We start from the raw sequence: 23,257 nt of genomic DNA, 5'->3' as shown, positions 1-23,257 counted from the left end.
TATCTTGTTAAGATGTTATTTATGACCGCTGAACCACTTGGCAACAATCCTGAACCCCCACTCAATAATAAAAACAACGCTTCGACCAGTGCTCATTTGGGCGATCCTTTTTTGACCAACGATCGACTACAGTGGTCAGATATGAAAAGTTTTTTGTTAGCGATTAGCAGTGTGATTGTTGTCTGGCTGCCTGTGCTATTGCTCCACCTGACTTTAGTGCTTTTTGCCACCTTAATTACTTATGCACTGATTCGCGGCATTGCCGGCTGGATTCATCGGCATGTCATTGCCTATATGCATAGCGCCTCGCGTCAGCAGCGTATGGGTAAAGTCGCAGAATGGTTTGCTATTGCCATTTTGGCGACTTTGATTTCACTTACTGTGTATGTATTTGGCGATTGGATTGCTGATAAAGCCAGTGTTGATGTCTTCAATAAGCTTATCCGACAGATATTGGACATATTTGACCAGCTTCATACCCTACTACCCGCAAGTATTTCTCAGCATCTACCTATTTCAGTTAGTTCATTTCAAGCTATGCTCATGAGTACTATCAAAAGTCATGCGCCACAACTACAGTTAGTGGGTATTCATACGTTGCGCGGGCTTGGTTATGTGCTAGCGGGTGTGGTGATTGGTTGTATTGTCGCGTTGCAAGTACCTGTGAATAGCGCAGCGCATAAAACCCCATTTACCCAGCATTTGCGCCAAAAATTTGATGAACTTATCATGGGGTTTAATGATGTGTTTTTTGCGCAAGTCAAAATCTCTAGTATCAATACCATCTTAACTTCGGTGTTTTTGCTAGGCATATTACCTATACTTGGCCATCCGCTACCGATGGCTTGGACCGTTGTGCTTATCACCTTTTGCGCAGGGCTGTTCCCTGTCGTTGGTAATTTGGTCTCAAACATTGTCATCGTCTTGCTTAGCCTGACTCACGGGCTTGGCATCAGCATTTTATCGCTGGTGTGGTTGGTGAGCATTCATAAACTTGAATACTTTTTAAATGCGCAAATCATTGGTCACAAAATCCGAGCGTCTGCTTGGGAGTTGTTGTTATTTATTTTGGTTCTTGAAGCCACGTTTGGGTTGGCGGGACTCATCAGTGCGCCAGTGATTTATGCCCAAATCAAACGCATTTTGGCAGATAGAGGCTGGGTTATATAAAACTTCCCTTAGTGTTAGATAGCCCATTCACAAATATTTTGCCCAATAAATTGAATTTTTAAATCTTATCGCCATTAATAACAGAACACGGCTTTATTGTTACACTGTTCTGTGGTTGAATAATTAAAAATGTGTTTTAAAGTCTATCAACTGCCAAAATTTTAATGATTGATGTTACAATTTACATTAATATTTTTTGGCGTATTTTGAGGTTTAACCAAAAATTGAAAGATTTTCACGGATATTGTAGTGAAAAATCCTAGCAATTTTTAATTTCTAAAAATTTTTAATTTATTGTTCCAAAAAAGCGATTTGCCAATCCATTTATTGATTCATAAGGAATTTTAGCGATGTCTACTATCAATAATAACAACGTTGTACATTTTCATTACACCTTAAAAGACGACGAAGGTAACGTCATTGACCAATCACCAGAAGGTCAACCTTTAGCGTATTTACATGGCTACCAAAACATTATTCCAGGTCTTGAGTCACAATTAGCGGGCAAATCAGTGGGTGATAAATTTACTGCAAGCATTGAACCTGCAGATGCTTATGGCGAATTTGATGATGCAGCAGTACAAGAAGTCCCGCGCGAAAACTTCCAGGGTGTCGAAGATATCCAACCAGGTATGCAGTTTCAATCGCAAACTGAAGACGGTCATGTGATGTTAGTCACTGTGAAAGACGTACAAGATGACAAAGTGATTGTTGATGCTAACCATCCCTTAGCAGGCAAAAAACTTCATTTTGATGTAGAAGTAGCAAACATTCGTGACGCATCAGATGAAGAGTTACAACACGGTCACGTACACGGTGCAGGCGGTCATCACCACTAAGTTATCATTAAAGCTTAGAAAGATTAAATTGAAGGCTATGATTATAGCCTTCTTTTTTTGTGTAAAATTTTACCCTATGAAATAATTTTACGGGGTGTAAGAAACGCTTGATGTTATTTACAAAATCATTGATTTAGTTACGTTTTTTGATGCTTTGCTACAGTTTATACTACACACTGTGCGCTAGATTTTGGCATAATAGTTTTATACCCAACAAACAATCCAAGCAATAATAAAGACGCATGATTGGGTATATATTTTTAGTTATTTATATAACATTAAACTAATTACAAAAAAGGATACTACTCATGAACGAGAATACAATTAAAGGTCAATGGGAACAAGTTAAAGGCGCTGTAAAAGAAACTTGGGGTGACTTAACTGATGATGAAATTACCCAATTGGAAGGTAATCGCCAAAAACTATCAGGTAAAATCCAAGAGCGTTATGGTCGCGCCGAAGATGTGGTAGAAAAAGAAATCGATGACTGGTCAACCCGTCACAACTATCGTTTCTAGAATAGATTAACCCCTCCTCCAAAGTAAAAAAGCCATATCAGATGATATGGCTTTTTTACCTGCTATCCTAGCATCACTGACCTCATCCTTAAGGTCCTTACTAACTGGTAGTGAATTTCTTGACTCATCCTAAGTCTCACTCCACGTGTTTATCAAGCATCATTCCTTAATACTACGATAAACCATTCCTTTATTGGCAATTCTGTCCCTATCTCAATCCTTGAGAACCATCCCTGTGCCGTTGAATGTATTATTACAAAATTTACCATTCGGTAACAGTCGTACAAACGTCAATGTATGTAAGCTTTTGCTTACACGCATTTTGCCATTAGGGGCGCTGGTTGTTTGCTGTCTGTGCATCAAGCATCACATTAGCCGCTTCAATCACAAATGCTTCACTTTCAGGAAGCTTTGGACGTTCGGCTTGTTTTAGACGGCTACGGACTTCTAACTCTGCATCTTGCGCAGCTTGGTAAGCTGTCCACGTGCTATAGGGGCTTTCCCCATTGGCTTGGCGTCTTGCATTTTCTGCCGCCAACATTTTTGCCTCAATATTTTTGCGGAAAGTACGGCGGTCATTGATGTCTAATTTGACAGGCTTCTTATCATCTTCCTCATTACGGATTCTGTTGAGTTGGCTGAGATAAGCAAACTGGGCATTGGCTGCTTGACGCTGCTGTGACAAGGCATTGAGCGATTGCAAGGTCTCACGGGAATAGTTGCCCGCAGGTTGGTACGGCGCGGCACGAATCGTATCCCACGCCAGTGGGTTTTTCATGCTACGTTCACCAAATTCCATGCCTTCATAAATATTGACTAAGCGCACATCGGGTACAACGCCTTTATTTTGGGTACTGCCGCCAGTGATACGGTAGAACTTGCGCTGGGTTAAGGTTGCTGACCCTAAGGCAAGGTTATCAAGCTGAATTTGTGCTGAGCCTTTACCTGTGGTCGTGCTACCGACAATCAGACCGCGACCATAATCTTGAATCGCTGCCGCAAAAATCTCGCTGGCTGACGCCGAGCCTTGGTTAATGAGTACGCTCATCGGGCCTGTATATAGCTGCTTACCTTTGTCTTCGTCTTCATACACTTGGATATTGCCGCGGTTATCACGAATTTGTACCAGCGGACCTGACTTGACGAACAAGCCAATCATTTTGGCGACTTCATCAAGTGAGCCACCGGGGTCATCACGCAGGTCTACCACTAAGCCATCGATATTTTGCTGGTTTAAGGCTTTTAACGCGTTTTCCGTGTCAATACTGACACTACGATAATCTTCTCCCGCACGGCGGGCTTTATAGTTGAGATAAAAGCTTGGGATTTCTAGCACACCGATTTTTTTGGCTTGTCCGTTTTTATCTTTGACACTAATCACCCGATGAGTGACGCCCGATTCTTCTTGCTGAATCACGTCACGTATGAGAGTGACATTACGCGCGCTACTGTCTGGGGTGTTAGGCGCTTTGACGCGCACAGTGACGGATGAACCTTTTTTACCGCGAATGAGGTTCACCACTTCACGTGTCGAATAACCCACGGTATCGACCATGCCTTTATCTTCAGTGGATACGCCGATGATTAAGTCATTGGGTTTGATTTGACCCGAACGAGCGGCAGGCCCGCCATCAACTAGGCTGATGATACGGGTGTAGTCAGGATTCTTGCGATCGGGCTGAATCGAGACGCCGATACCGACCAATTCAAGCGTCGATTGGATTTGCATCTCATTGGCTTGCACGGGGGCAAAATAATTACTGTGCGGGTCATAGGCTGCCATCGCTACATTTAACAGGGTTTCAACGATTTGGTCGCTATCGATACGCTGTAGCTGGGCATATTGGCGCTTTAAACGCTGGTCTAGCACTTGGCTTGGTGACCGCGTTTCGTTTTTGACTAAATCACTGGCGTTGTATTTATCGGCATTTTCTTGCAAAAATTTGTCTTTGTTTTTGTCTTCATCTTGGTTGATGGTCATACCAATCAGCTGGTAGGTCAGCTGTTTGCGCCAAAAATCGCGTTGCTCGGCAACGGTTTTAAAACGTGGCAATTTTTCACGGTTCATAATGACCGTTTCATTGCTCTGTAAGTTCACAGGGGATTTTAACAAGCTATCGGCAAAGCTGTAATACGCTTTTGAGCGCTCAATAAAACGCTGATAGATTTCAAAACCCGCTTTTAAATCACCGCGTTTGAGATAATCGGCAAAACTATTGCCATATTTTTGGGTAAATTCATCAATATCCGACTGCAAAAACACGCTATGATTGGGGTCAAGCGCATCAAAATAGTCGCCTAAAATTTGCCTGCCCGTTGCCGCATCCATTCTTTTATCTAGATAATGGCTACGATCCAACAACGCTGCGACTTGCCGAGTCACCTGCCGCTGCTCGTTATTGATCTGTCCGACGCTCGTCGATGCTGCAATGGCGGTTTGGTAACTTTGTCCCAGTATCGCCCCACCCATCAACAGGGCAAATACACTGGCGGTAAGTTGTTTGTATTGCATGACTTTCCTTACTCTATTTAATGAAGCGATAAACAGAAAAAACTGACAGCCCATCTTAGCACTGTCAGTTTTTCCACACCATACAAAACGTGTAAATGTTCGACTCAAATCATCTATCAAACTTCACCGTTTGTAGCAGCAAGTTGTTGTGTTAGCCAATCAATTGATTGTCTTTAAACAGTTGGTTTAATTGTGCGGCAGTGAGCAATTGTTTTTCACCGTCTTGGCGATTGACATATTCGTATTTCACCTCGCCTGTTTCACTGATATTTTTCTCTGAGATAACGATACGATGGGGAATGCCAACGAGCTCTAAATCGGCGAATTTTACCCCCGCACGCTCGTCTCGGTCATCAAGTAGCACATCAACACCTTGGGCTTTTAGCTCAGTGTAAAGCGCTTCGGCAAGCTGCATTGCTTTGTCCCCTTTCGCTGGGTCTAGAGCATCTTTCATTTTGCCTTTAATCATCGGTACAATCGCCACAGTGAATGGCGCAAGGCTCTCACCTGTGCTACTGGTTTTCCAAATGATACCATTGTCATCGTGATTTTGTTCAATTGCCGCAGCGACGATACGAGTCACGCCGATACCATAACAGCCCATCATAGTAATGACAGGTTTGCCCTGCTCGCCCATCACCGCACAGTTTAACGCTTTGGCGTATTTGTCACCCAATTGGAAGATATGACCAACTTCGATACCGCGGCGGATTTGTAAAGTACCTTGTCCATCTGGGCTTGGGTCGCCTTCTACCACGTTGCGAATATCGGCAATTTCGGTGATGGTCGCATCACGCTCCCAGTTGACGCCCGTGGTATGAAAATCTGGCTTGTTGGCACCGCTAACAAAATCTGATAACACCGCAGCAGCACGATCTACAATCACTGGCATATTCAAATCAAACACCCCGATAAACCCTTTGTGCAGCCCCGCTGCTTGCATCGCTTCTTCACTCGCCATGGTGAGTGGGGCTTTGACTTGCGCCAATTTTTCGGCTTTGATTTCATTTAGGGTGTGATCGCCCCGTAACACTAACGCGACTAAGGTGGCTTTACCTTCTTCGGTAGGTGCGCCTTCGACGATTAAAGTTTTGACCGTCTGTGACAATGGCAAGCCTAAATGCTGAGCCACTTGCTCACAGGTTGGCATATTGGGCGTACTGACATCGGCTTTGTCCTGCTTTGCGGCGGCGCGTTCGCCCACAGTGACTGCCTCAGCAAGCTCAATATTGGCCGCATAAGCTGAGCTGTCTGAAAACACAATATCGTCTTCACCACTGCCAGCTAGGACTTGAAACTCATGCGACGCAAATCCACCAATCGAGCCGGTATCGGCTTGCACCGCACGAAAATCTAACCCAAGACGGGTAAAGATATTATGATAAGCGCGGTACATATCATCATAGGTGCGCTGTAATGAGGGCTGGTCGATATGAAATGAATAAGCATCTTTCATGATAAATTCACGTGAACGCATCACCCCAAAGCGTGGGCGAATTTCGTCACGAAATTTGGTTTGTACTTGGTAGTAGCTCACAGGGAGCTGTTTATAGCTTTTTAGCAAGTTACGCGCAATATCGGTTATCACTTCTTCATGCGTTGGGCCTAACACAAAGTCACGTTGGTGACGGTCTTTAAATCGCAGCAGCTCAGGACCATAGTCTTCCCAACGACCTGATTCTTGCCAAAGCTCGGCCGATTGCACCACAGGCATTAGCAGCTCTTGGCAGTTGATGGCATCCATCTCTTCACGGATAATTTTTTTGACTTTTTGTAAGGTTTTTAGACCCATCGGTAGCCACGTGTAGAGACCCGACGCAGACTTACGAATCATCCCTGCCCGCAGCATTAATTGGCTGGAGATGATATCGGCATCACTTGGGGTTTCTTTTAACGTTGCAAAAGTAAATTGACTGGCTCGCATGGCACACCTTGTTTGTACGGCTTGAAATAAGAAAAACGAGAATGGATAGACTATTTGGTAAACCGATTATCTTATTTTATGCCACTGGGTGGTGCAATAGTTTTTTTAATTTTTGCCAAATCGATGCCGTATTTTTGGACTTAGCTTTTTTGCGCTTAGCGTTTTTGGTTTTAGCATTTTTATAAATTAGGACAATAATTATGACAATTTGGTCCTACCCATTGGCTATTTAAACTACCTACATTGAAATTATGGCAAGTCATAACCATACAAAATAGTATCCACTATTAAATAAACGATTAGGAATGGATACATGACCCAACTCCCCACTTCGTCTTCCACGCCATCACCTGAGGCAAAACCGACTACAAACTTGCCAGAACCGCCCGCATCGGGCAACAAAAAGCCGGTTTCTTTTTGGGTGAGTTTATTTTTACTGGCGGTGATTGCGGTGGCGGGTTGGCTATTTTTGCAATGGCAACAAGCAAATACGCCTAAAAAAGTTGAGGTATTAACCCGCGAAGGGGTGGTCACTAAGATTCAAAGCCTCAATCGACTACAAACCGTGGCCTATAATGTCGATACCGTTATCACCAGCCAAAAACAAGGCAATTGGTACGCCCTGTGGCAAGATCAACAAAAGGGGCTGTTTGTCGCTCATGGACGGGTGACCGCGGGCATTGACTTAAATCAACTAAAACCCACTGATGTACAAGTGACTCCAGATGGTAGCCATGTTAGTATCACCTTGCCCGCTGCGCAGATTTTGGATAGTTATTTAGATAACATTGAAGTGTATGATATTCAAACAGGGGTATTTGGCATGGTGCAAGCCGACCCGCAAATATTTAACCAAGCCCAAGTGGCTGGCAAAGACCAAGTGCTGACATCCGCTTGCCGCTCTGGCATTCTACAAACTGCCAATGATAATGCCCAAAAGCAAGTGCAATCGCTATTTGCACTGGCAAATGTACAAGTCACTGTGAAAGTTACCGTCCCTGCTAAAAATTGTCGTTAAACCGATTGTTTGCCTATCAATAAAACCAATCCAAGGATAAAAGCGTTTTTTTGTTTTATGTTATTTTTGTGCGCTGTCAGAATTGGTATGAAAGGCATAAATAATGGATATGTAACCTACCTTAATCATTAGAATGTTGCTAAAATCTCAACTTTATAACCCGCTAGATAGTCCGCTAGTTTTAGACGACATTTATTTGCTACTCTCATCAAAAATTGTAATAATAATAGCCACTTAACGTATCCATTTCACCAAGGGTTACGTTAATTGATTGCAAGGATGCTTGATGGCGTTTTAGTTGTGTAAAAGATCAATTCGCTAGCTGTTGGAGAGTTTACTGAATGAATGTCACGTCTGCCTCAGATCGTCTAAAGAAAGTGATGCGGATTGCTTTGGTTGGCATCAAGCCTAGCGACCAAGTGATGCTAAAAGGCTATCTACGCATCTTGCTTAGACTCGAAGCAGACCTTGAATGGGTATCAGCGAACAATCAGCAAATTGATTTATTTATGGTCAATCATGATTTTCGTCATGCTGAAAGCGTTCAAAAGTTAATTAGTAGCAAACCCAATACAGCCACTATTTATACCGCTCGTAGTGAAACGGAAAACGGCTATTTATCGCAGGATTTATTGGTGTTGCCGCTCAAAGATTTAGCGCCATTGAGCGAGTGGTTGTTTTCACAATTGCCGTTTTTATCTGGCGTACCTGTTAGCAATAAGGCATCTACTGCCGCTAAGCTCACCGCTGATGCCGTTGACGCTTATCAATCAGCGACTGACACTATAGCCAACCAGCGCGTAGCTTCAAATCCGCCTGCTCAAGTTGCCAATCCATCATCTGGTGTTGCACAGTCTGCGCAAGCTTCAGCTGTTACAACTAGTCATACTCACAATGCGCCTAATCAACTTGCCGAATCTAGCCAGTCGATGGCGTCATCAACCACCACTAACGGCACTGTCAATGATGAGTATTTAATCGGATTTGCCAAAATTTTTAGTCAGATTGCCCAGCGCCATAATGAAGTGCTGAGTATCAAAAGCCCTGCTGGCACCTTATTTACCTATATCAATCCAAAACAGCAACGGGTTTGGGAGGTGTCTGAGTACATCTCGTGCAATCAGCCTTGGATTATCTCACTTGCTGATGATGTGGCTGCCAATCAGCTAGATGTCAAAACTGCTAAAAACTTGGTGCAATGGCTATGGGACTTGGCTAGCACACATGGTCAAAGATTTGAAGGATTGCTAGATTCGCACATCAACTACCATATAGACAGGTGGGTAAAACCCATCCATGATGCCGACCAACATGACCATCTTAAAATCCAATGTGTACTAGAAGCCCGTTCGTTAACGATTGATGAATTGGTAGCACGCAGTCAATGTTCGCTACCCCAAGTCAAAAAAACACTGATTGGCTTATTTGTCGCAGGTGCATTGCCTGCTTCGGTCTATCAGCAAACTATCGCTCAGCTCAATAGTAAAACGATTAGCCAGCCAGTGACTTCATCCATGTCGCCAGCAGAAATATCACTGCCAAAAATGTCACCCGCTCAAATGACAGTAGCTGAAATGACACTCGCTGAAAGCACCCAGAATGAGCCGCAGCCAATTACGCCCAGTGCGCAACCTGCTTTTGTTGAACAACCTGCTGCATCTGCTACGGTACCGTCCACGGCGCCTGTGGATCAATCTGAGTCAGCCCAAACACAACATCAGCCACCCGCGCCTACCAAACCTCAATCAAAACTTGATGAAATCCTTAGCCGCCGTGCTATGGCAGAATCATCAGCCAATACCTTGCCCAGTACTTCAACTACCTACAATAGCACTTGGAATAATAGTACCACAGAGCCTGAACCTATCTCAGCGAGTGCTACATCGTCACAAGGTTCAACCCCGCCCACACAAGAAACTGGCAACAACAGCATGATGGGTTTTTTAGGGCGTCTACGTCGACGCTTGGGATTGTAAATATTTCATTGAGATGATTGATAACTTGATTATACTATCAGGGATTTATTAATTTTTTTTAGTTAACAGCGTGGTTTCGTGTATGATACTAACGCAACTTTTTTCTTAATATTGTATTTATATTAATGCAATGAGTGTAAGGCTTTCTACATGCAACGTCTCAAAATCGTTTTTAGCGGACCTATGGGTGCGGGAAAAACCCAAGCCATCGCAAGCTTATCGGACATCCCTGTGGTGTCGACTGAGGTAAAAAATACCGACCTTCATGTCAATACCAAGGCATTGACTACGGTGGGTATGGACTACGGTGAATTGGTGCTAGAAGGTGGCATCAATATCGGTCTATATGGCACACCTGGGCAGGAACGCTTTAACTTTATTTGGCCGATTTTGTCGCAAGGGGCAATGGGGGTTATTATTTTGATTGACCATGCCGCCCAAGACCCTGTGGCAGATTTGGCAAATTATTTACAGACGTTTACTAAAATTTACACGGGTCGCATCGTCGTGGGTATCAGTCAAGTTGATAAAATGCCTGAGCGCGACTTTGGCATTTATCATGACTGGTTGACTGCCAATAACAAGAATCTACCTATTTTTCCAGTCGATATGCGAAAAAGAGAAGATGTGCTGTTACTGGTTGATACCATTATTGCATCACTTGAATTGACAGCGCAGTGATTGAGCGCAGCGACTGACAAACTCGACAGCAATTTTAAAACCGTTACTCTAGTAAATATTTGGATACCAATATGAATGACCAATTGTTTCAAATGGAAAGCCGCATTAAGCCCAGTGAGCAATTTATTACCCTATCTAATGAAGTATTGCACGAACTCATTCATACCACGAGTGGCATTGAAGGGGTGTTGTTGTCATCAACCGATGGCTTTGAAGTCAATTCAATTTTTCAAAAAACCTATGATGGCGGCAAATTATCCGCGGTTGGCAGCTCAATCTTGGCATTGGTACAGGCATTGACCGCCGAAGCGCAGCTTACTGGCTGTCGCTCAGTCATCCTAGATGCCGAAAACGGTAAAATTATGATTAGCGCGGTGCCTAGTCAGTTCCAGCCGATGATTGTAATTGTGGTGACCAAACAACAAGTCTTGCTCGGTCAAATCATGCACGGTATGAATAAAGCGATTAACCGTTTGATAGAGCTCGATAAAGAGTTTCATTAATATACAGTTAATTTATATCATACCTACTGTAAAGCCCTCAATAGCATTGACGGCTTTTTTCATATCCCTCATATCCAACCTGTCAAACAATCAATTCTTGATATTTTCTACAGTTCATCCGAATTTTTATACAACTTAAGTTCAATAACTTAAAAATATGCTAGTCAAAATTTGCTATAGATTGCCTCATTACCTTCCATCGATATAATTCATCATTTTGTCATATAACGTCACTAAACTACCGCCACCGACGATGGTTCAATCGATTTTCTCAACAGGATGACGCAATTTGGGAAATTGAGATAAACCATCGTTTTTATTTTGCGTTAACGGCGGCTTTAAGAGTTTATAAGCTCTTTTACTTGCGGCTAAGCGATGCAACGGGTCATTTAATTAGCCAATCAATTTGCCAACAGATAAGTGACAATGATGAATTTTTCCAACCTTACCACACGCTTGTTATGCGTATTATTGCTGGTTTTTTTGGTGTTTTTGGCGATGGTGTATTGGATTATTGACCAGCAAGCCAAGCCTGAAGTCGCCAAACTGACCTCTCAGACTATCATTGAAACTGGCAATGAGGCGGTGAATGGCATTTTGTCGCGTGTGAGTCAAATTGATGGCATGGCAGTGACAGCGAGCCGTATGACTGGCAGTTTGCCCAAGAATGCCGATATCATCAACACCAGTGTTGGTAATTTAATGGCAAATATGGATAAAGGCATTGTCGGCGGCGGTGTGTGGTATGACCCTTTGATGTACAAACCTAACGTCGATGAAGCCGCGTTTGTTTGGCAACGGGATATGCAAGGTGTCATGCAGTCTGCCAGCCACTATCAAGCCATCAATCCTGGCTATCAAGCACCAAGCAAACTTACCGCAAATCGGTTGGATAGCCAGATAACACAACCACAGCTTGCTATGCCCTATTACCGTGATTGGTGGTATGTGCCTGCTGTGTATGCCAATCACGACCACTGTGTGTGGAGCCGTGCTTATATTCACCCGGCGACCAAACAGCCCGTCATGACCTGTGCCAAGGCGATTTTTAATGCGCAAAACAATGGCTTTGAAGGGGTGGTGAGTTTTGATGTACTGCTCGGGCGTATGCAGTCGATGGTCAAAGAATGGCAGCGCAAAACAGGCGGTTATGTGTTTTTGGTCGACATGAACAACAATTTTTTGACCTTCCCCAATGAAGCACAAGTCAAACAAGTGACTGGTACTAACCCGCAAGGCGAAATGATGGATGTCAGTAGTTTTGCCAAGCAGAACCCTGATTTTGCCCCCATTGCCAAAAGCTTAGACAACATCAATGACAACATCATCAAACAAGCACAAAAACTAGACGGCGGTAAATTTGATTTTACGTCCAATACGCTAGTGAGTAGTACCAATCTACAAAAAATCTCCGCCTCAGAAGCACGCATCATTTCAGCCATGCTAATGACCCAAAGCGGACAAAACGAAAATCTCAACGCCACCCATTTTGTCGAACAAGTCAGCTTAGACAACGATTTATTGCTCAAAACCCCTTCAACCGCGTTTATTTTTGCCATGCCAATGACCAATTGGAAAATGGTCATCGTCAAACCCAATCAAGAGCTGATGTTATTTGCCAATCAGCTAGGTAAACAGTTGCAATGGTATATGCTATTGGGTTTCTTACCGGTACTGCTATTAAGTGGTTATATTTTCCACCGTATTTTGGCGGTACCACTGCACCAAGTCGCTCGTAACGTCCGTGAAATCGGTCAGTTGATTGCACAAAAAAAATATCTATCACTGCGTGAGCACAAACTGCCACCGGCAAACATTCAAGAAATTGGCGTGATTACTGACTCGATGAACCAGCTGGTTGATCGGGTGGTCGAAAACGAAGGCGCCTTGGCACAAGTCAATGAACGCTTAGAACAGCAAGTGGCAGAGCGTACCGAAAACTTGCACCAAGCATTAAAAGATTTAAAAGCCTCTCAAGTGCAGTTAGTACAATCAGAGAAAATGGCAACCATCGGTCAAATGGTCGCAGGTGTTGCCCATGAAGTGAACACGCCATTGGGCTATGTGGGTAGTAACTTAGAGTTGATTGATGAAAATATCGTACGTTATGACGAATTGATTGACCATACCCAGCAGCTCAAACAGCTGATGCAAGCGTCGCCGGCTGATACGGCAACTATCAATCAAACGATTGAACAAACCATTGCTTGCAGTGATGAATTGGTCGCCGATGCGGTGAGTGATGATTTGCATGGATTGGTGGATGACGCCAAATTTGGGGTTAGCCAAATCTCAGAATTGGTCGTCAATTTACGTGATTTTTCTCGCATCGACCAAGCCAAAATCAAAGCCGTCGATATCAACGACTGTATCAAAAACTCTCTAGTCATTGCCCGTAACAATATCAAGCATTTAGAGGTGATAACTGAGTTAAATGCTATCGAACCGGTTAGTTGTAACCCATCCCAAATTAACCAAGTGCTGCTAAACCTATTTAATAACGCGGCACAAGCGATGGGGCAAACTCAGCATCCTACATTAAACATTACTAGCACAGAAGACGGCGCCAATATGTATATCAGCGTGGCGGACAACGGTACTGGGATGAGCGCTGAGACCCAAGCCAAGATTTTTGAACCATTCTTTACCACCAAAGCGGCAGGCGAAGGTACGGGACTGGGTCTTGCTATTTCGACCCAAATCATGGAGCAGCATAACGGCGATATTCATGTGCAATCACAACTTGGCGAAGGCACGACATTTACCATTAGATTGCCCAAAACAGCCATTAGCAACCATCAATCACCCAAGCTTTTAATCGCAGAAGAAAGTTAATGCTAATGTTAGATAACCGATGGCTGACAGGCAATCTGCTCAGCCATACAAGAGCCACACTTGATTGTAGTCAACATACCTAAGTGACATGACCATGATAACGACCGTAACCAAACCCAAAATCGCCTTTATCGATGATGAAGACCGCATTCTACGCAGCCTAAAAATGCATTTTCGCGCTACCCATGATGTGTTTACTACCACTGAGCCCGATGAGCTACTAAGCTATGTACAAAATAACGAGGTCCAAGTGGTGATTAGCGACCAACGCATGCCAAAAAAACTGGGTGTCGAAGTACTAAAAGATATCAAAGACGTATCACCCCATACTATCCGCATCTTATTGACCGGCTATGCAGACTTAACTGCGGTAATTGATTCCATCAACGAAGGGGAGATTTTTCGCTATATCACCAAACCCTGGCAGACGGATGAGCTTAAAAATATCGTCAACCAAGCTACCCAAATCGCCATGCAAACCAAAGATGTATTCAAAGAAAATCTGCAGGTCGCTCAGCCAACCATCGCCAAACGCAAAGTGTTGGTTATCGATGACAGTGAGATGGTATATTTACAGATGCAGCAAAAATTCACCCAGTTTGAAACTCACTGGGCAAATTCATTAGAAAAAGCGATTGAATTACTTGAAAATGACCGTTTTGGCGTGGCAATCACCGATGTGTCCTTGGGTGGCGAGAACATTTCACCCGTAATCTATGCATTAAAACAAAGTTTCCCTGATTTAGCGGTATTGGTACTCACCTCACTCAACGATAGCCACACCTTAATTGACTTGATTAATAAAGGGCAAGTGTATCGCTACCTGCCGCGTCCCAGTAATTTGTCGTTACTCGAAATCAGTATTCAGCGCGCTTATGATTATCACCAAACGTTAGTCAATCAACCAAAATTACAAGCGCGACACGTTGTTGATGCAGTAACCGAAGTTGAAACACGCAGTTTTGGTAATAAAGTTAAAAAATTCTTATCACGCTTTGGTATTCGCACACCGCGATTTGCCTAGCTTAAAATCTAGTGTCTAATATATGAGGGTCAAAGCGTCGCATTTGAGCCGTCTAATTCAATGAATGTTAGCCATAAAAAACCGCCCAAAGTCACGACTTAGGCGGTTTTTTGAGCGGTTTTTAATAGCCGATGATTAAGCTGTTTGCTCGTACACTGGGTGTTTGGCGCAAATTGCTTGGACTTTTTCACGCACTTCGCCGATAACTTTTTCATCACCGCGGCTGTCGAGCACATCACAAATCCAGCCAGCCAATTCTTTTACTTCCGCTTCACCAAATCCACGGGTAGTGACTGCGGGCGTACCAATACGCACCCCTGACGTTACAAACGGTGATTTAGGGTCATTTGGTACCGCGTTTTTGTTGACGGTGATATGCGCATCGCCCAACCATTTATCCGCTTCTTTACCGGTGATTTCTTGTTTGATTAAGCTGATCAGCATTAAGTGATTTTCTGTGCCGCCCGAGACGATGTCATAACCACGTGACATGATGACGTCTGCCATGGCTTTGGCATTTTTAACCACTTGTTGTTGGTAAGTTTTGAAATCTTCGCTTAACGCTTCTTTAAAACACACAGCTTTACCTGCAATCGCGTGCATCAATGGACCGCCTTGGTTGCCAGGGAACACCGCAGAGTTGAGTTTTTTCTCAATCTCTGGGTTGGCTTTTGCCAAGATTAAGCCTGAACGCGGACCGCGTAGGGTTTTGTGGGTAGTGGTAGTAGTAACGTCAGCGATTTGCACAGGGCTTGGATAAACACCTGCGGCAACCAATCCGGCTACGTGTGCCATATCGACCATCAAGTATGCGCCAACGCTGTCTGCGATGTCACGGAATTTTTGCCAATCAACCACTTGGCTATAAGCAGAAAAACCCGCGATAATCATTTTGGGTTGGTGCTCTTTGGCTAGGCGTTCTACTTCATCATAGTCGATGATGCCCGTTTCTTTGTTTAAGCCATATTGTACGGCTTTATAGTTGATACCAGAAAAGTTTACATGCGCGCCATGCGTCAAGTGACCGCCATCAGCAAGGCTCATGCCAAGTACCGTGTCACCTGCTTTTAATAAGGCTAAAAATACCGCGCTGTTGGCTTGGCTACCCGCGTGTGGCTGTACGTTGGCATAGTCTGCGCCAAACAATTCTTTGGCACGGTCAATCGCTAATTGCTCAACCACGTCAACATATTCACAGCCACCGTAATAACGTTTGCCTGGATAACCTTCCGCGTATTTATTGGTCAATTGGCTACCTTGCGCTTCCATTACCGCTGGTGAACAGTAGTTTTCTGAAGCAATCAGTTCAATATGGTCTTCTTGACGTTTGGCTTCATTGTCCATCGCTTGGGCAAGTTCAGCGTCAAACTGGTGAATAGTCACATTTTTAAACATGGCAATTTCCTTTTAAGTGAGTCAAAAAATGGGCGGATAAAACCGAAAATATGGCTTAGTTTAGCATGGTTTGATTGTTTGGGTTAGCATAATCCACAGGTTTGGCTGAATTTGTCTCATTATTCACTTACTATTTTTGACGTTATTTATCAAGCGTTGGGCTAGCCAAAGGCGCTCAAAAAATCACTCGATACTGCGATTAACACGATATTAAAAAACTACCCTAAAAAAAGACAGCCATTGCGACTGTCGATTTTTGCTTGGCTGTATTTATTCGACTATGCTTTTTAGCGATGTTTATTTGGTTATGTTTTTTGGTTGGGTAAAGTTAGCGCACAGCAACCAGTGGTTTTTGTACTTATCCTTCCCGTTTGTCAGTGCTGACATGAATCATACCGTTTTCTTCTTCCCTCATAAGGCTATTTTCAAATGCCGGTAAAAAAGTCTCACTAATCAAAAAATGCCTGCCCTGCCACTGGTAAAGGGTGGTGCGTCGCCAACCTTGGGCTGTCACATCAATCCAGCGGTTTGTCATCGTGGCGCCATGCCGACGAAACAGTATATAGCCAATCGGTGTTGTGCCCAGATTTGCCAGTTTCCGCGCATTACCAATGAGGCTAGCAAACGGAAATACTGACCGCGCCACCACCCACGCATCTTGATTAGGCTTGCCAAATAATAAGGCTTCGCGCACCCATGCCGATTGGCTCACCCCAAGCGGTAACTGCAGTTGGCGCTTTTCGCTCAGGGACAAGGTTTGCCGCCCTTCAAACGTCGGCTGTACGATGAGTTTATGCTGAGATAAGGCTTCAAATTTGGCGGTGAGCGACCCTGTTGACGTCAGCCAAGGGATGAGTTTCGGCGGTATCTGCTGTTTGTGTGCCGCGCTCAAATGCGCGCCATCCAGGTTTAGGTTTAGACCAACATTTATCATTATTTTTTCAAAAACTCATTATCGGGTATTGTGCCTTGCGCGGCAACGTCACCAAAAAATTGGCTTTTATAGGTGTCATTAAAAGGTAGCGCGGTCATCGCATCGGCTTGGTAAGCCAATATAGCGTGCTGTTCGTCTTGGCAAAACTGGGCAATCGCAGGGGCAAACACCTTGTCGTAGACACGGTGTAGCGAATGGGTTAACACCGGATAAAAGCCGCGAATCAACTTGTGCTCCCCTTGGGTACCAGGATCAAAGTAGCGCAAGCCTTGCTTGATAGCAAACTCAATGCCTTGGTAATAACACAGCTCAAAATGTAAGCAATCATATTCTTCTAGGCAGCCCCAATAGCGACCATATAACGTGCTGATAGCGGCATCGTCATCGAAAAAAAACAAACTACAAGCCACGATATCACCGTGCGCGTTATGCGCTTGAGCGAGCATCAGCTTGTCTGCCATAGTCTGCCCAAGCTGCTTAAAAAATGCTAAATTCAAATACGGCTGCCGCCCTCTGACCAGATAGGTCATGGCATAGCATTGATAAAAAACTGCCCAATCCGCCTCGGTGATATCGTCACCGAGCTTAACTTGACAACTTAGATTTTGTTTAAGCACCTTTTGGCGTTCCACTTTAATTGATTTGCGTTTTTTGGCAGTTAATGTTGCCAAAAACTCATCAAAATTGGCGAATTTTTTATCCTGTAGATTGCGATTTTGCCATAAAAACTGACAGCTTAGCCGCTCACAAAGATTGGGCATAGCTTGCAACGCTTGGACATCTTTTGGGGAGAAAAACAGTCCGTGCCAAGTGGATGCTTGATAGCGACTTGCCAATTCATCCATCGCTTGTAGTAAGGTCTGATACAGTGGCGCGGTTAATGACTTGCCTTGTGTCACCCAAATCCGCTCGCCCGTGACGGGGGTAAAGGGCACGCTTGTCACCAATCTTGGATAATAATTTCTACCATAGCGCTCAAAGGCTTCTGCCCAGCTAAAATCAAACACATATTCGCCTTGGTGATGCTTTTTGATAAACACAGGCATCACGGCAATCAGTTGAGCACTGTCATCGACAATCTGCACATACTGCACCCACCAATCGCTGCGCCCGCCAATCAGCTTTGCATCTATGAGCGCTTGCCAAAAATCAAAGTGCATAAAGGGCGTATCAGGCGTCTGCCACTGCGTCTGTGAGCGCCAATCAAACTCGCTAGTAAATTGATAGTGATAGGACATAGGTCAGTATTATTGTAGTTTTATGAACGGATTATTATACCTTGTTTTTACCCAAAAATACGGGCTTATCCTTTTGCACAATTTGGCACAATTTTGCAAAATATGTATGGCGTTGGGCGGAGTGGTTTATAACGGTGACTTTGTTGCAATAACCAAATTGCAATAGCCAAAATTAGCGTTTACACTGAGTCACTTATCTGCTAGATGCGCTTTAAGCTTTTTTTCACTCACTTGTCATCCTCTACCATGCCGACACTGATTTTATTTAACAAACCTTATGGCGTACTTAGCCAATTTCGCAGCGACGATAATAACAACTTTGCGACGCTCAGCGATTATTTTAGCGATAAAAGCCTACGCGTGGCGGGGCGATTAGATGCCACTTCCGAAGGATTGCTACTGTTAACCGCTGATGGACAAGTCAATAAAGCCTTGACCCATCCACCCAAAGCCAATGCAGGCAAACAACAAGGTAAAACCTACTGGATACAGGTGGAAGGTGATGCAAGCGATGCCCAGTTACAACAACTACAAACAGGGGTGCCACTCAAAGACGGTATCACCTTACCTGCCGAAGTCGTACGGCTAAGCGAAGCACAAATTGCTGAGCATATTTGGCAAGCGCCTGACAAGATTGCCAAACGCAAAGTCACCACGTGGCTCGCCATCACTATTTTTGAAGGTAAAAATCGTCAAGTACGTCGCATGGCTGCCCATGTGGGACTGCCCTGTTTGCGGCTGATTCGCATGGCATCGAGTGGCTTTAGCTTGGGAAATTTAGAGGTTGGCGCATCCACACAAATACCGCTATCACCTGCCGATTTAAAGCGACTGGGTGTCCAACCTTTATCCGCGGCAACGACAACGCCACAATTGCGCAAAAAACCTCGCGTTTTAATGCCTAAATCGCCACAATCAAAGCACCTAACAAGCCGACGACGCAGGCAGCCATGATTAGACAGCCGGGAGTAGACAGCTATAAGGAAACCGCTATGAGAAAACAGCCATGATTGGTTACATCTATCGTTTTTTTAAAAGCCGCCCTCGTCTACTGTTAGGGTTTGCCACGATGGTGGTGGTGTATTTTGGGTTATCGGCACTGGTTGGTTTATTGCCCAAAGATTGGACGTTTGCGGTAGTCTACGATAAATTGAAGTTTGTGACGCAATTTTTGCTGGCTTGGAATATCGGACTTTGGGTATATTTACTGGCTATTTTTCGGATGATGTATAAAGCCGATCAAAATGCAATTTTGGATAAAGCCCATGCTGAAGACGAAGGCACGGTGTTAATGCTGATTTTGGTTTTTGTCACAGCCATTGTCAGTATGCTGGCGATTGTCGTAGAGTTGGGCGCAAGCAAGGACGCCAAAGGCGCTTTGATGCTGTTTAATATCGCGCTCACCGCCATGACGATTTTGACGGCTTGGCTGTTTATTCATACCATGTTTGCTATTCATTACACCCATGAGTATTTCTTGCTTAAAGAAGAAAAAAACACAGAAATGCTAGATTTTCCTAATGATGACGACCCCGCTTACTGGGATTTTTTATATTTTTCCTACATCATTGGCACATCAGGTCAAACAGCGGATGTCACCTTCAACACCCAGCAAAGTCGGATCATCGGTACCATTCATTGTGTGTTATCATTTTTCTTTAATACCGCAATTTTAGCCTCGTTAATCAATATGTCAGCGGGTCTAATCGGTTAAAGTTAAATAAGTCAGCTAAATAAGTCGGTTCAATTCAAGTGAATACATCGTCAAAATCGCTTGCTGTATGAGGTATACTATATTCGCTTGTCGTCCTCGTCTTAACATAAAGTGATAGGACTGTCATATCCCACTACTTTAATATCCCGCTACTTTATAACTAGGAAATTGTATGATCGCACAATATTTGATGGTCGATAACGCCCTGCTCGATCAATTGCAAAATGCCACTGATACAGCGCGAACCGCGTTACTTGAAAGCATGAGTGAGCAGCCTCAAGCGCAATTGGTAGATTTGGGCAAACTGTGGGACATTATCCATTTTGTGTTAACCAAACATAGCGCCACCCAACCTGTACCTGATGAGCCTGTTAGTGAGTTTGTGGTGGGTGTAGAAACTTTTAGTGACAGTGAAGAGGCCGATTTCATTGCTTTTACCCCGTGGGCACATATTGTCGAAATCGTTGATGCCTTAGAAAAAATTAACTTTAAAAAACGCTTAGAAAAAGTCTCGATGAAGTCACTACGTGAGCAAGCTATTTTTCCACCCAATATTTGGCAAGACAAAAAGGAAAACTTGGATAAAGAATTGCTGGCTTCATATAATGAGTTATTGGCGTTTTATAATGAAGCCTTAGACCATGGCAATAATATTGTGGTGAGTATTTTATAACGTCGATATGGTCCTTTTTTCATTTTTTGAACCAAAAAGCCCCTTAAACAAAAAGCACCTTATAAAAGGTGCTTTTTTTTATCAATGCACGGATGAAAACATCATCTAGCTTGACTTGATTAGTTAACCGACTGATTAGTTAACTGACTGGGGTGCAAGGATAGTCATCTCTACACGGCGGTTTGGTTCATAGCTTGAGCCAAATTGTGTTGTTTCACCGCGACCAATAGCGCTGATACGGTTACCAGAGATACCACGATTGACTAAGTAATTAGCAACTGCTGATGCACGGCGCTGTGATAATTGTTGGTTTCTATTTGCATCACCTTCCACTGAGGCGTAACCATTTACTTGAATATTAGTTTGGTTATAGTCACGTAATGTGGTAGCAACTTTGTCTAATGTCGTATAGAAGTTAGGTAAAATGGTAGAATCACCGACACGGAAAGTTACCGCTTCAGGGATAGACAAGTTAATGTTATTAGTCACTGGGTCACGTGTTACCGTTACGCCAGAACCTGCGGTTTGCGCACGAAGTTTAGCTTCTTGTTGCTGCATGTAGTAACCCACGCCTGCACCTAGTACACCACCGATTGCCGCATCACGACCGGTTCTTTCACCACCTGTTGCTTTTGAAACACCCGCGCCTGCGGCTGCCCCTAATAAACCACCAATAAGCGCTTTATTGTTCGTAATGCCGGTTGTTGTCGTACCAGTTGGCGTTGTCGCACAACCTGTTAAGATAACACCTGATGCTAAAGTAGCTGCTAGTAATTTAGTACGCATGAGTAATCTCCTTTGAATTCCTCTAGTTATAATGGCTTAGTTATAATTGCCACGCACCAACTTGTTGTTTTTATCTCATTTGCCAGATAAACCTGACAACACTCAGTTGCTTTGTGATTGAGCCCATTATGCAATAAACTTTTTCTTTATATGTAATAATTTGTCTTAAGGATGTTGTAGGATAGCATAATTTGTTACAAAATATTTTCAAGTATTCATTATCTATATTATTTATTTTTATATATTAACTATCTTATTATTTTGTTGAAAATCGTGCTAGATAATCAACCTATCACTGATAGCGCAGTCAATAACTTATTAATTTTAAAAAAAATTTTTTGAAAATTAACTTTACTGGGATGTATAGCTTAGCACCAATAAGCTCGCAAGATTTGTGCTTGCCAGTGTGGAAAAATTTATTAGTGAACATTTTTGACGTTTGCTAAACTAACACTTATTTTTACAATTAACGAAGCCAAGTATTCTTTCTTATGTCTCATTCAAATAAGCTTTTTTGACTAAGCTTTGTGGGAGCCAAATATGACAAATAACAATAAACCATCATTGCTCAAAAACACGTTAAATAAACTGCGTAAAACATCATTACCTTTGGCGCAAAACGCTAGCTTAGCGATGGCGGCAGGCACCATTACCGGCAACTCAGTGCTGTTTAGTCTACCGCTTTGGGCGATGGGCGCAGTAAAAACATTAACGGGTCATACATTGGCAGATAAATCCGTGTTAAAAATAGCCAATCACTGGATCAATACCAACAATCGTTTGATTGAAAATATCCTGCCGGATATTGATTTTCGCGTCAACCTGCCTGATGACTTGTCGGTCAATGGCAAATATATTTTGCTGAGCAATCACCAATCGTGGGTCGATACCACTGTCATTCAATATATCAGTGAAAACCGACTACCATTAACGCGGTTTTTTGCCAAATACGAGCTATTGTATATCCCAATTGTCGGGCAAGCCTTTTATTTTTTAGACTTTCCTATGATGAAACGCTACTCAAAAACAGCAATTGCTAAAAATCCAGCGCTAGAAGACCGCGATATCATCGAAGCCAAACGCGCTTGTCAAAACTTACTCGACAAGCCTTTTACCTTACTTAACTTTATCGAAGGCACGCGGTTTACCCAAAAAAAACGTGACTTGCAACAATCGCCGTATCAACATTTGCTAAAACCCAAAGCGGGCGGCATTGCACTTGCATTGGGTGCGTTGGGTGACGATTTAGACGCGGTGCTTGATATGACGATTGTATATCCTGACGGTATTCCTACCTATCAGGATTTGTGGCAAGGTAATATCAAACGCATCGGAGTGGATATTCAAAAAATTGCATTGCCAGATGACTTGCTACAGCGGCTCATGGATGGCAAATACCAACAGGATGAACAAACCAAAATAGATATGTACCGTTGGCTTGATGACTTGTGGCAGCAAAAGGACCAACGTATCCAAGCCATGCTCGATGATTTTACCCGTCATCACTAGTGACATAT

The 23,257-nt window shown here is 43.5% G+C and carries 19 protein-coding genes; 13 read left to right on the top strand and 6 right to left on the bottom strand.

Going from position 1 to position 23,257, the window contains the following annotated elements; translation table 11 throughout:
- The first annotated feature begins 21 nt into the window (after nucleotides 1-21).
- The 3 genes from RTJ53_RS09160 (at nucleotide 22) to RTJ53_RS09150 (ending at nucleotide 2,527) form a co-directional block, all read left to right on the top strand.
- Nucleotides 22-1,170, top strand: a complete 1,149-nt coding sequence (locus RTJ53_RS09160) for an AI-2E family transporter (RefSeq protein WP_312276693.1) — start codon at nucleotides 22-24, stop codon at nucleotides 1,168-1,170.
- A gap of 350 nt (nucleotides 1,171-1,520) precedes the next feature.
- Entirely contained in the window at nucleotides 1,521-2,009 is a 489-nt protein-coding gene (locus RTJ53_RS09155; protein ID WP_309594248.1) for an FKBP-type peptidyl-prolyl cis-trans isomerase, read from the top strand.
- A 308-nt stretch (nucleotides 2,010-2,317) separates the two neighbouring features.
- Nucleotides 2,318-2,527, top strand: coding sequence for a CsbD family protein (locus RTJ53_RS09150; protein WP_036593367.1), 210 nt, complete (start codon nucleotides 2,318-2,320; stop codon nucleotides 2,525-2,527).
- Between the two features lie 328 nt (nucleotides 2,528-2,855).
- Here RTJ53_RS09150 and RTJ53_RS09145 read toward each other — a convergent pair whose 3' ends face one another.
- Together RTJ53_RS09145 and RTJ53_RS09140 are read right to left on the bottom strand one after the other, a co-directional pair.
- Nucleotides 2,856-5,039 (bottom strand): carboxy terminal-processing peptidase, encoded by a 2,184-nt coding sequence (locus RTJ53_RS09145; protein WP_312276692.1) that lies wholly within the window; start codon nucleotides 5,037-5,039, stop codon nucleotides 2,856-2,858.
- 151 nt (nucleotides 5,040-5,190) lie between these two features.
- Nucleotides 5,191-6,963 carry a proline--tRNA ligase gene (locus tag RTJ53_RS09140; protein WP_312276691.1) on the bottom strand — a complete coding sequence of 591 codons (1,773 nt, stop codon included), beginning with the start codon at nucleotides 6,961-6,963 and terminating at the stop codon, nucleotides 5,191-5,193.
- Between the two features lie 313 nt (nucleotides 6,964-7,276).
- Here RTJ53_RS09140 and RTJ53_RS09135 point away from each other — a divergent pair, with 313 nt between their 5' ends.
- The 6 genes from RTJ53_RS09135 (at nucleotide 7,277) to RTJ53_RS09110 (ending at nucleotide 15,000) form a co-directional block, all read left to right on the top strand.
- Nucleotides 7,277-7,981: a DUF4230 domain-containing protein gene (locus tag RTJ53_RS09135; RefSeq protein ID WP_312276690.1), complete on the top strand. Its 705-nt coding sequence runs from the start codon at nucleotides 7,277-7,279 to the stop codon at nucleotides 7,979-7,981.
- Nucleotides 7,982-8,322: 341 nt separating this feature from the next.
- Nucleotides 8,323-9,957, top strand: a complete 1,635-nt coding sequence (locus RTJ53_RS09130; RefSeq protein ID WP_312276689.1) for a hypothetical protein — start codon at nucleotides 8,323-8,325, stop codon at nucleotides 9,955-9,957.
- Between the two features lie 150 nt (nucleotides 9,958-10,107).
- Complete coding sequence (locus RTJ53_RS09125) at nucleotides 10,108-10,638, top strand: GTP-binding protein (protein ID WP_312276688.1); 531 nt, start codon at nucleotides 10,108-10,110, stop codon at nucleotides 10,636-10,638.
- 71 nt (nucleotides 10,639-10,709) lie between these two features.
- Entirely contained in the window at nucleotides 10,710-11,141 is a 432-nt protein-coding gene (locus tag RTJ53_RS09120) for a roadblock/LC7 domain-containing protein (protein WP_224053299.1), read from the top strand.
- Nucleotides 11,142-11,567: 426 nt separating this feature from the next.
- The gene (locus RTJ53_RS09115) at nucleotides 11,568-13,976 is read left to right on the top strand and encodes a sensor histidine kinase (RefSeq protein WP_312276687.1); all 2,409 of its coding nucleotides are present in this window, start codon (nucleotides 11,568-11,570) and stop codon (nucleotides 13,974-13,976) included.
- 94 nt (nucleotides 13,977-14,070) lie between these two features.
- Nucleotides 14,071-15,000 carry a response regulator gene (locus RTJ53_RS09110; protein WP_312276686.1) on the top strand — a complete coding sequence of 310 codons (930 nt, stop codon included), beginning with the start codon at nucleotides 14,071-14,073 and terminating at the stop codon, nucleotides 14,998-15,000.
- 135 nt (nucleotides 15,001-15,135) lie between these two features.
- Here RTJ53_RS09110 and glyA read toward each other — a convergent pair whose 3' ends face one another.
- From glyA to RTJ53_RS09095, 3 genes are all read right to left on the bottom strand, one after another.
- Entirely contained in the window at nucleotides 15,136-16,395 is a 1,260-nt protein-coding gene (glyA, locus tag RTJ53_RS09105) for a serine hydroxymethyltransferase (RefSeq protein ID WP_312276685.1), read from the bottom strand.
- A 358-nt stretch (nucleotides 16,396-16,753) separates the two neighbouring features.
- Nucleotides 16,754-17,329 carry a chorismate--pyruvate lyase family protein gene (locus tag RTJ53_RS09100; RefSeq protein WP_312276684.1) on the bottom strand — a complete coding sequence of 192 codons (576 nt, stop codon included), beginning with the start codon at nucleotides 17,327-17,329 and terminating at the stop codon, nucleotides 16,754-16,756.
- Nucleotides 17,329-18,567 (bottom strand): GNAT family N-acetyltransferase, encoded by a 1,239-nt coding sequence (locus RTJ53_RS09095; protein ID WP_312276683.1) that lies wholly within the window; start codon nucleotides 18,565-18,567, stop codon nucleotides 17,329-17,331. The genes RTJ53_RS09100 and RTJ53_RS09095 overlap by 1 nt, the downstream gene beginning before the upstream one ends.
- Before the next feature lie 246 nt (nucleotides 18,568-18,813).
- Here RTJ53_RS09095 and RTJ53_RS09090 point away from each other — a divergent pair, with 246 nt between their 5' ends.
- From RTJ53_RS09090 to RTJ53_RS09080, 3 genes are all read left to right on the top strand, one after another.
- Nucleotides 18,814-19,521 carry a pseudouridine synthase gene (locus tag RTJ53_RS09090; protein ID WP_312276682.1) on the top strand — a complete coding sequence of 236 codons (708 nt, stop codon included), beginning with the start codon at nucleotides 18,814-18,816 and terminating at the stop codon, nucleotides 19,519-19,521.
- 52 nt (nucleotides 19,522-19,573) lie between these two features.
- Nucleotides 19,574-20,281: a DUF1345 domain-containing protein gene (locus tag RTJ53_RS09085; protein WP_312276681.1), complete on the top strand. Its 708-nt coding sequence runs from the start codon at nucleotides 19,574-19,576 to the stop codon at nucleotides 20,279-20,281.
- Between the two features lie 172 nt (nucleotides 20,282-20,453).
- Nucleotides 20,454-20,954: a YfbM family protein gene (locus RTJ53_RS09080; RefSeq protein WP_312276680.1), complete on the top strand. Its 501-nt coding sequence runs from the start codon at nucleotides 20,454-20,456 to the stop codon at nucleotides 20,952-20,954.
- Nucleotides 20,955-21,089: 135 nt separating this feature from the next.
- On the opposite strand, the gene RTJ53_RS09075 is transcribed toward RTJ53_RS09080, so the two are convergent.
- Nucleotides 21,090-21,740 carry an OmpA family protein gene (locus RTJ53_RS09075; RefSeq protein WP_312276679.1) on the bottom strand — a complete coding sequence of 217 codons (651 nt, stop codon included), beginning with the start codon at nucleotides 21,738-21,740 and terminating at the stop codon, nucleotides 21,090-21,092.
- A 540-nt stretch (nucleotides 21,741-22,280) separates the two neighbouring features.
- Between RTJ53_RS09075 and RTJ53_RS09070 the strand changes: the two genes are divergently transcribed.
- Nucleotides 22,281-23,249, top strand: coding sequence for an acyltransferase (locus RTJ53_RS09070; protein ID WP_312276678.1), 969 nt, complete (start codon nucleotides 22,281-22,283; stop codon nucleotides 23,247-23,249).
- Nucleotides 23,250-23,257 lie beyond the last annotated feature (8 nt).

The sequence above is a fragment of the Moraxella sp. CTOTU46711 genome (genome assembly GCF_031975715.1).
In the GTDB taxonomy this organism is placed as follows: domain Bacteria; phylum Pseudomonadota; class Gammaproteobacteria; order Pseudomonadales; family Moraxellaceae; genus Faucicola.
Note: the sequence above shows the minus strand (reverse complement) of the source record. Positions and strands in the feature narration are given on the sequence as shown.

What these genes read in the sequence shown, in the direction of transcription:
- RTJ53_RS09135 (WP_312276690.1), top strand. Translation starts at nt 7,277, where the DNA reads ATGACCCAACTCCCCACTTCGTCTTCCACGCCATCACCTGAGGCAAAA.
- glyA (WP_312276685.1), bottom strand. Translation starts at nt 16,395, where the DNA reads ATGTTTAAAAATGTGACTATTCACCAGTTTGACGCTGAACTTGCCCAA.
- RTJ53_RS09080 (WP_312276680.1), top strand. Translation starts at nt 20,454, where the DNA reads ATGATCGCACAATATTTGATGGTCGATAACGCCCTGCTCGATCAATTG.
- RTJ53_RS09120 (WP_224053299.1), top strand. Translation starts at nt 10,710, where the DNA reads ATGAATGACCAATTGTTTCAAATGGAAAGCCGCATTAAGCCCAGTGAG.
- RTJ53_RS09095 (WP_312276683.1), bottom strand. Translation starts at nt 18,567, where the DNA reads ATGTCCTATCACTATCAATTTACTAGCGAGTTTGATTGGCGCTCACAG.
- RTJ53_RS09075 (WP_312276679.1), bottom strand. Translation starts at nt 21,740, where the DNA reads ATGCGTACTAAATTACTAGCAGCTACTTTAGCATCAGGTGTTATCTTA.
- RTJ53_RS09125 (WP_312276688.1), top strand. Translation starts at nt 10,108, where the DNA reads ATGCAACGTCTCAAAATCGTTTTTAGCGGACCTATGGGTGCGGGAAAA.
- RTJ53_RS09110 (WP_312276686.1), top strand. Translation starts at nt 14,071, where the DNA reads ATGATAACGACCGTAACCAAACCCAAAATCGCCTTTATCGATGATGAA.
- RTJ53_RS09140 (WP_312276691.1), bottom strand. Translation starts at nt 6,963, where the DNA reads ATGCGAGCCAGTCAATTTACTTTTGCAACGTTAAAAGAAACCCCAAGT.
- RTJ53_RS09085 (WP_312276681.1), top strand. Translation starts at nt 19,574, where the DNA reads ATGATTGGTTACATCTATCGTTTTTTTAAAAGCCGCCCTCGTCTACTG.
- RTJ53_RS09145 (WP_312276692.1), bottom strand. Translation starts at nt 5,039, where the DNA reads ATGCAATACAAACAACTTACCGCCAGTGTATTTGCCCTGTTGATGGGT.
- RTJ53_RS09130 (WP_312276689.1), top strand. Translation starts at nt 8,323, where the DNA reads ATGAATGTCACGTCTGCCTCAGATCGTCTAAAGAAAGTGATGCGGATT.
- RTJ53_RS09090 (WP_312276682.1), top strand. Translation starts at nt 18,814, where the DNA reads ATGCCGACACTGATTTTATTTAACAAACCTTATGGCGTACTTAGCCAA.
- RTJ53_RS09155 (WP_309594248.1), top strand. Translation starts at nt 1,521, where the DNA reads ATGTCTACTATCAATAATAACAACGTTGTACATTTTCATTACACCTTA.
- RTJ53_RS09160 (WP_312276693.1), top strand. Translation starts at nt 22, where the DNA reads ATGACCGCTGAACCACTTGGCAACAATCCTGAACCCCCACTCAATAAT.
- RTJ53_RS09115 (WP_312276687.1), top strand. Translation starts at nt 11,568, where the DNA reads ATGATGAATTTTTCCAACCTTACCACACGCTTGTTATGCGTATTATTG.
- RTJ53_RS09150 (WP_036593367.1), top strand. Translation starts at nt 2,318, where the DNA reads ATGAACGAGAATACAATTAAAGGTCAATGGGAACAAGTTAAAGGCGCT.
- RTJ53_RS09100 (WP_312276684.1), bottom strand. Translation starts at nt 17,329, where the DNA reads ATGATAAATGTTGGTCTAAACCTAAACCTGGATGGCGCGCATTTGAGC.
- RTJ53_RS09070 (WP_312276678.1), top strand. Translation starts at nt 22,281, where the DNA reads ATGACAAATAACAATAAACCATCATTGCTCAAAAACACGTTAAATAAA.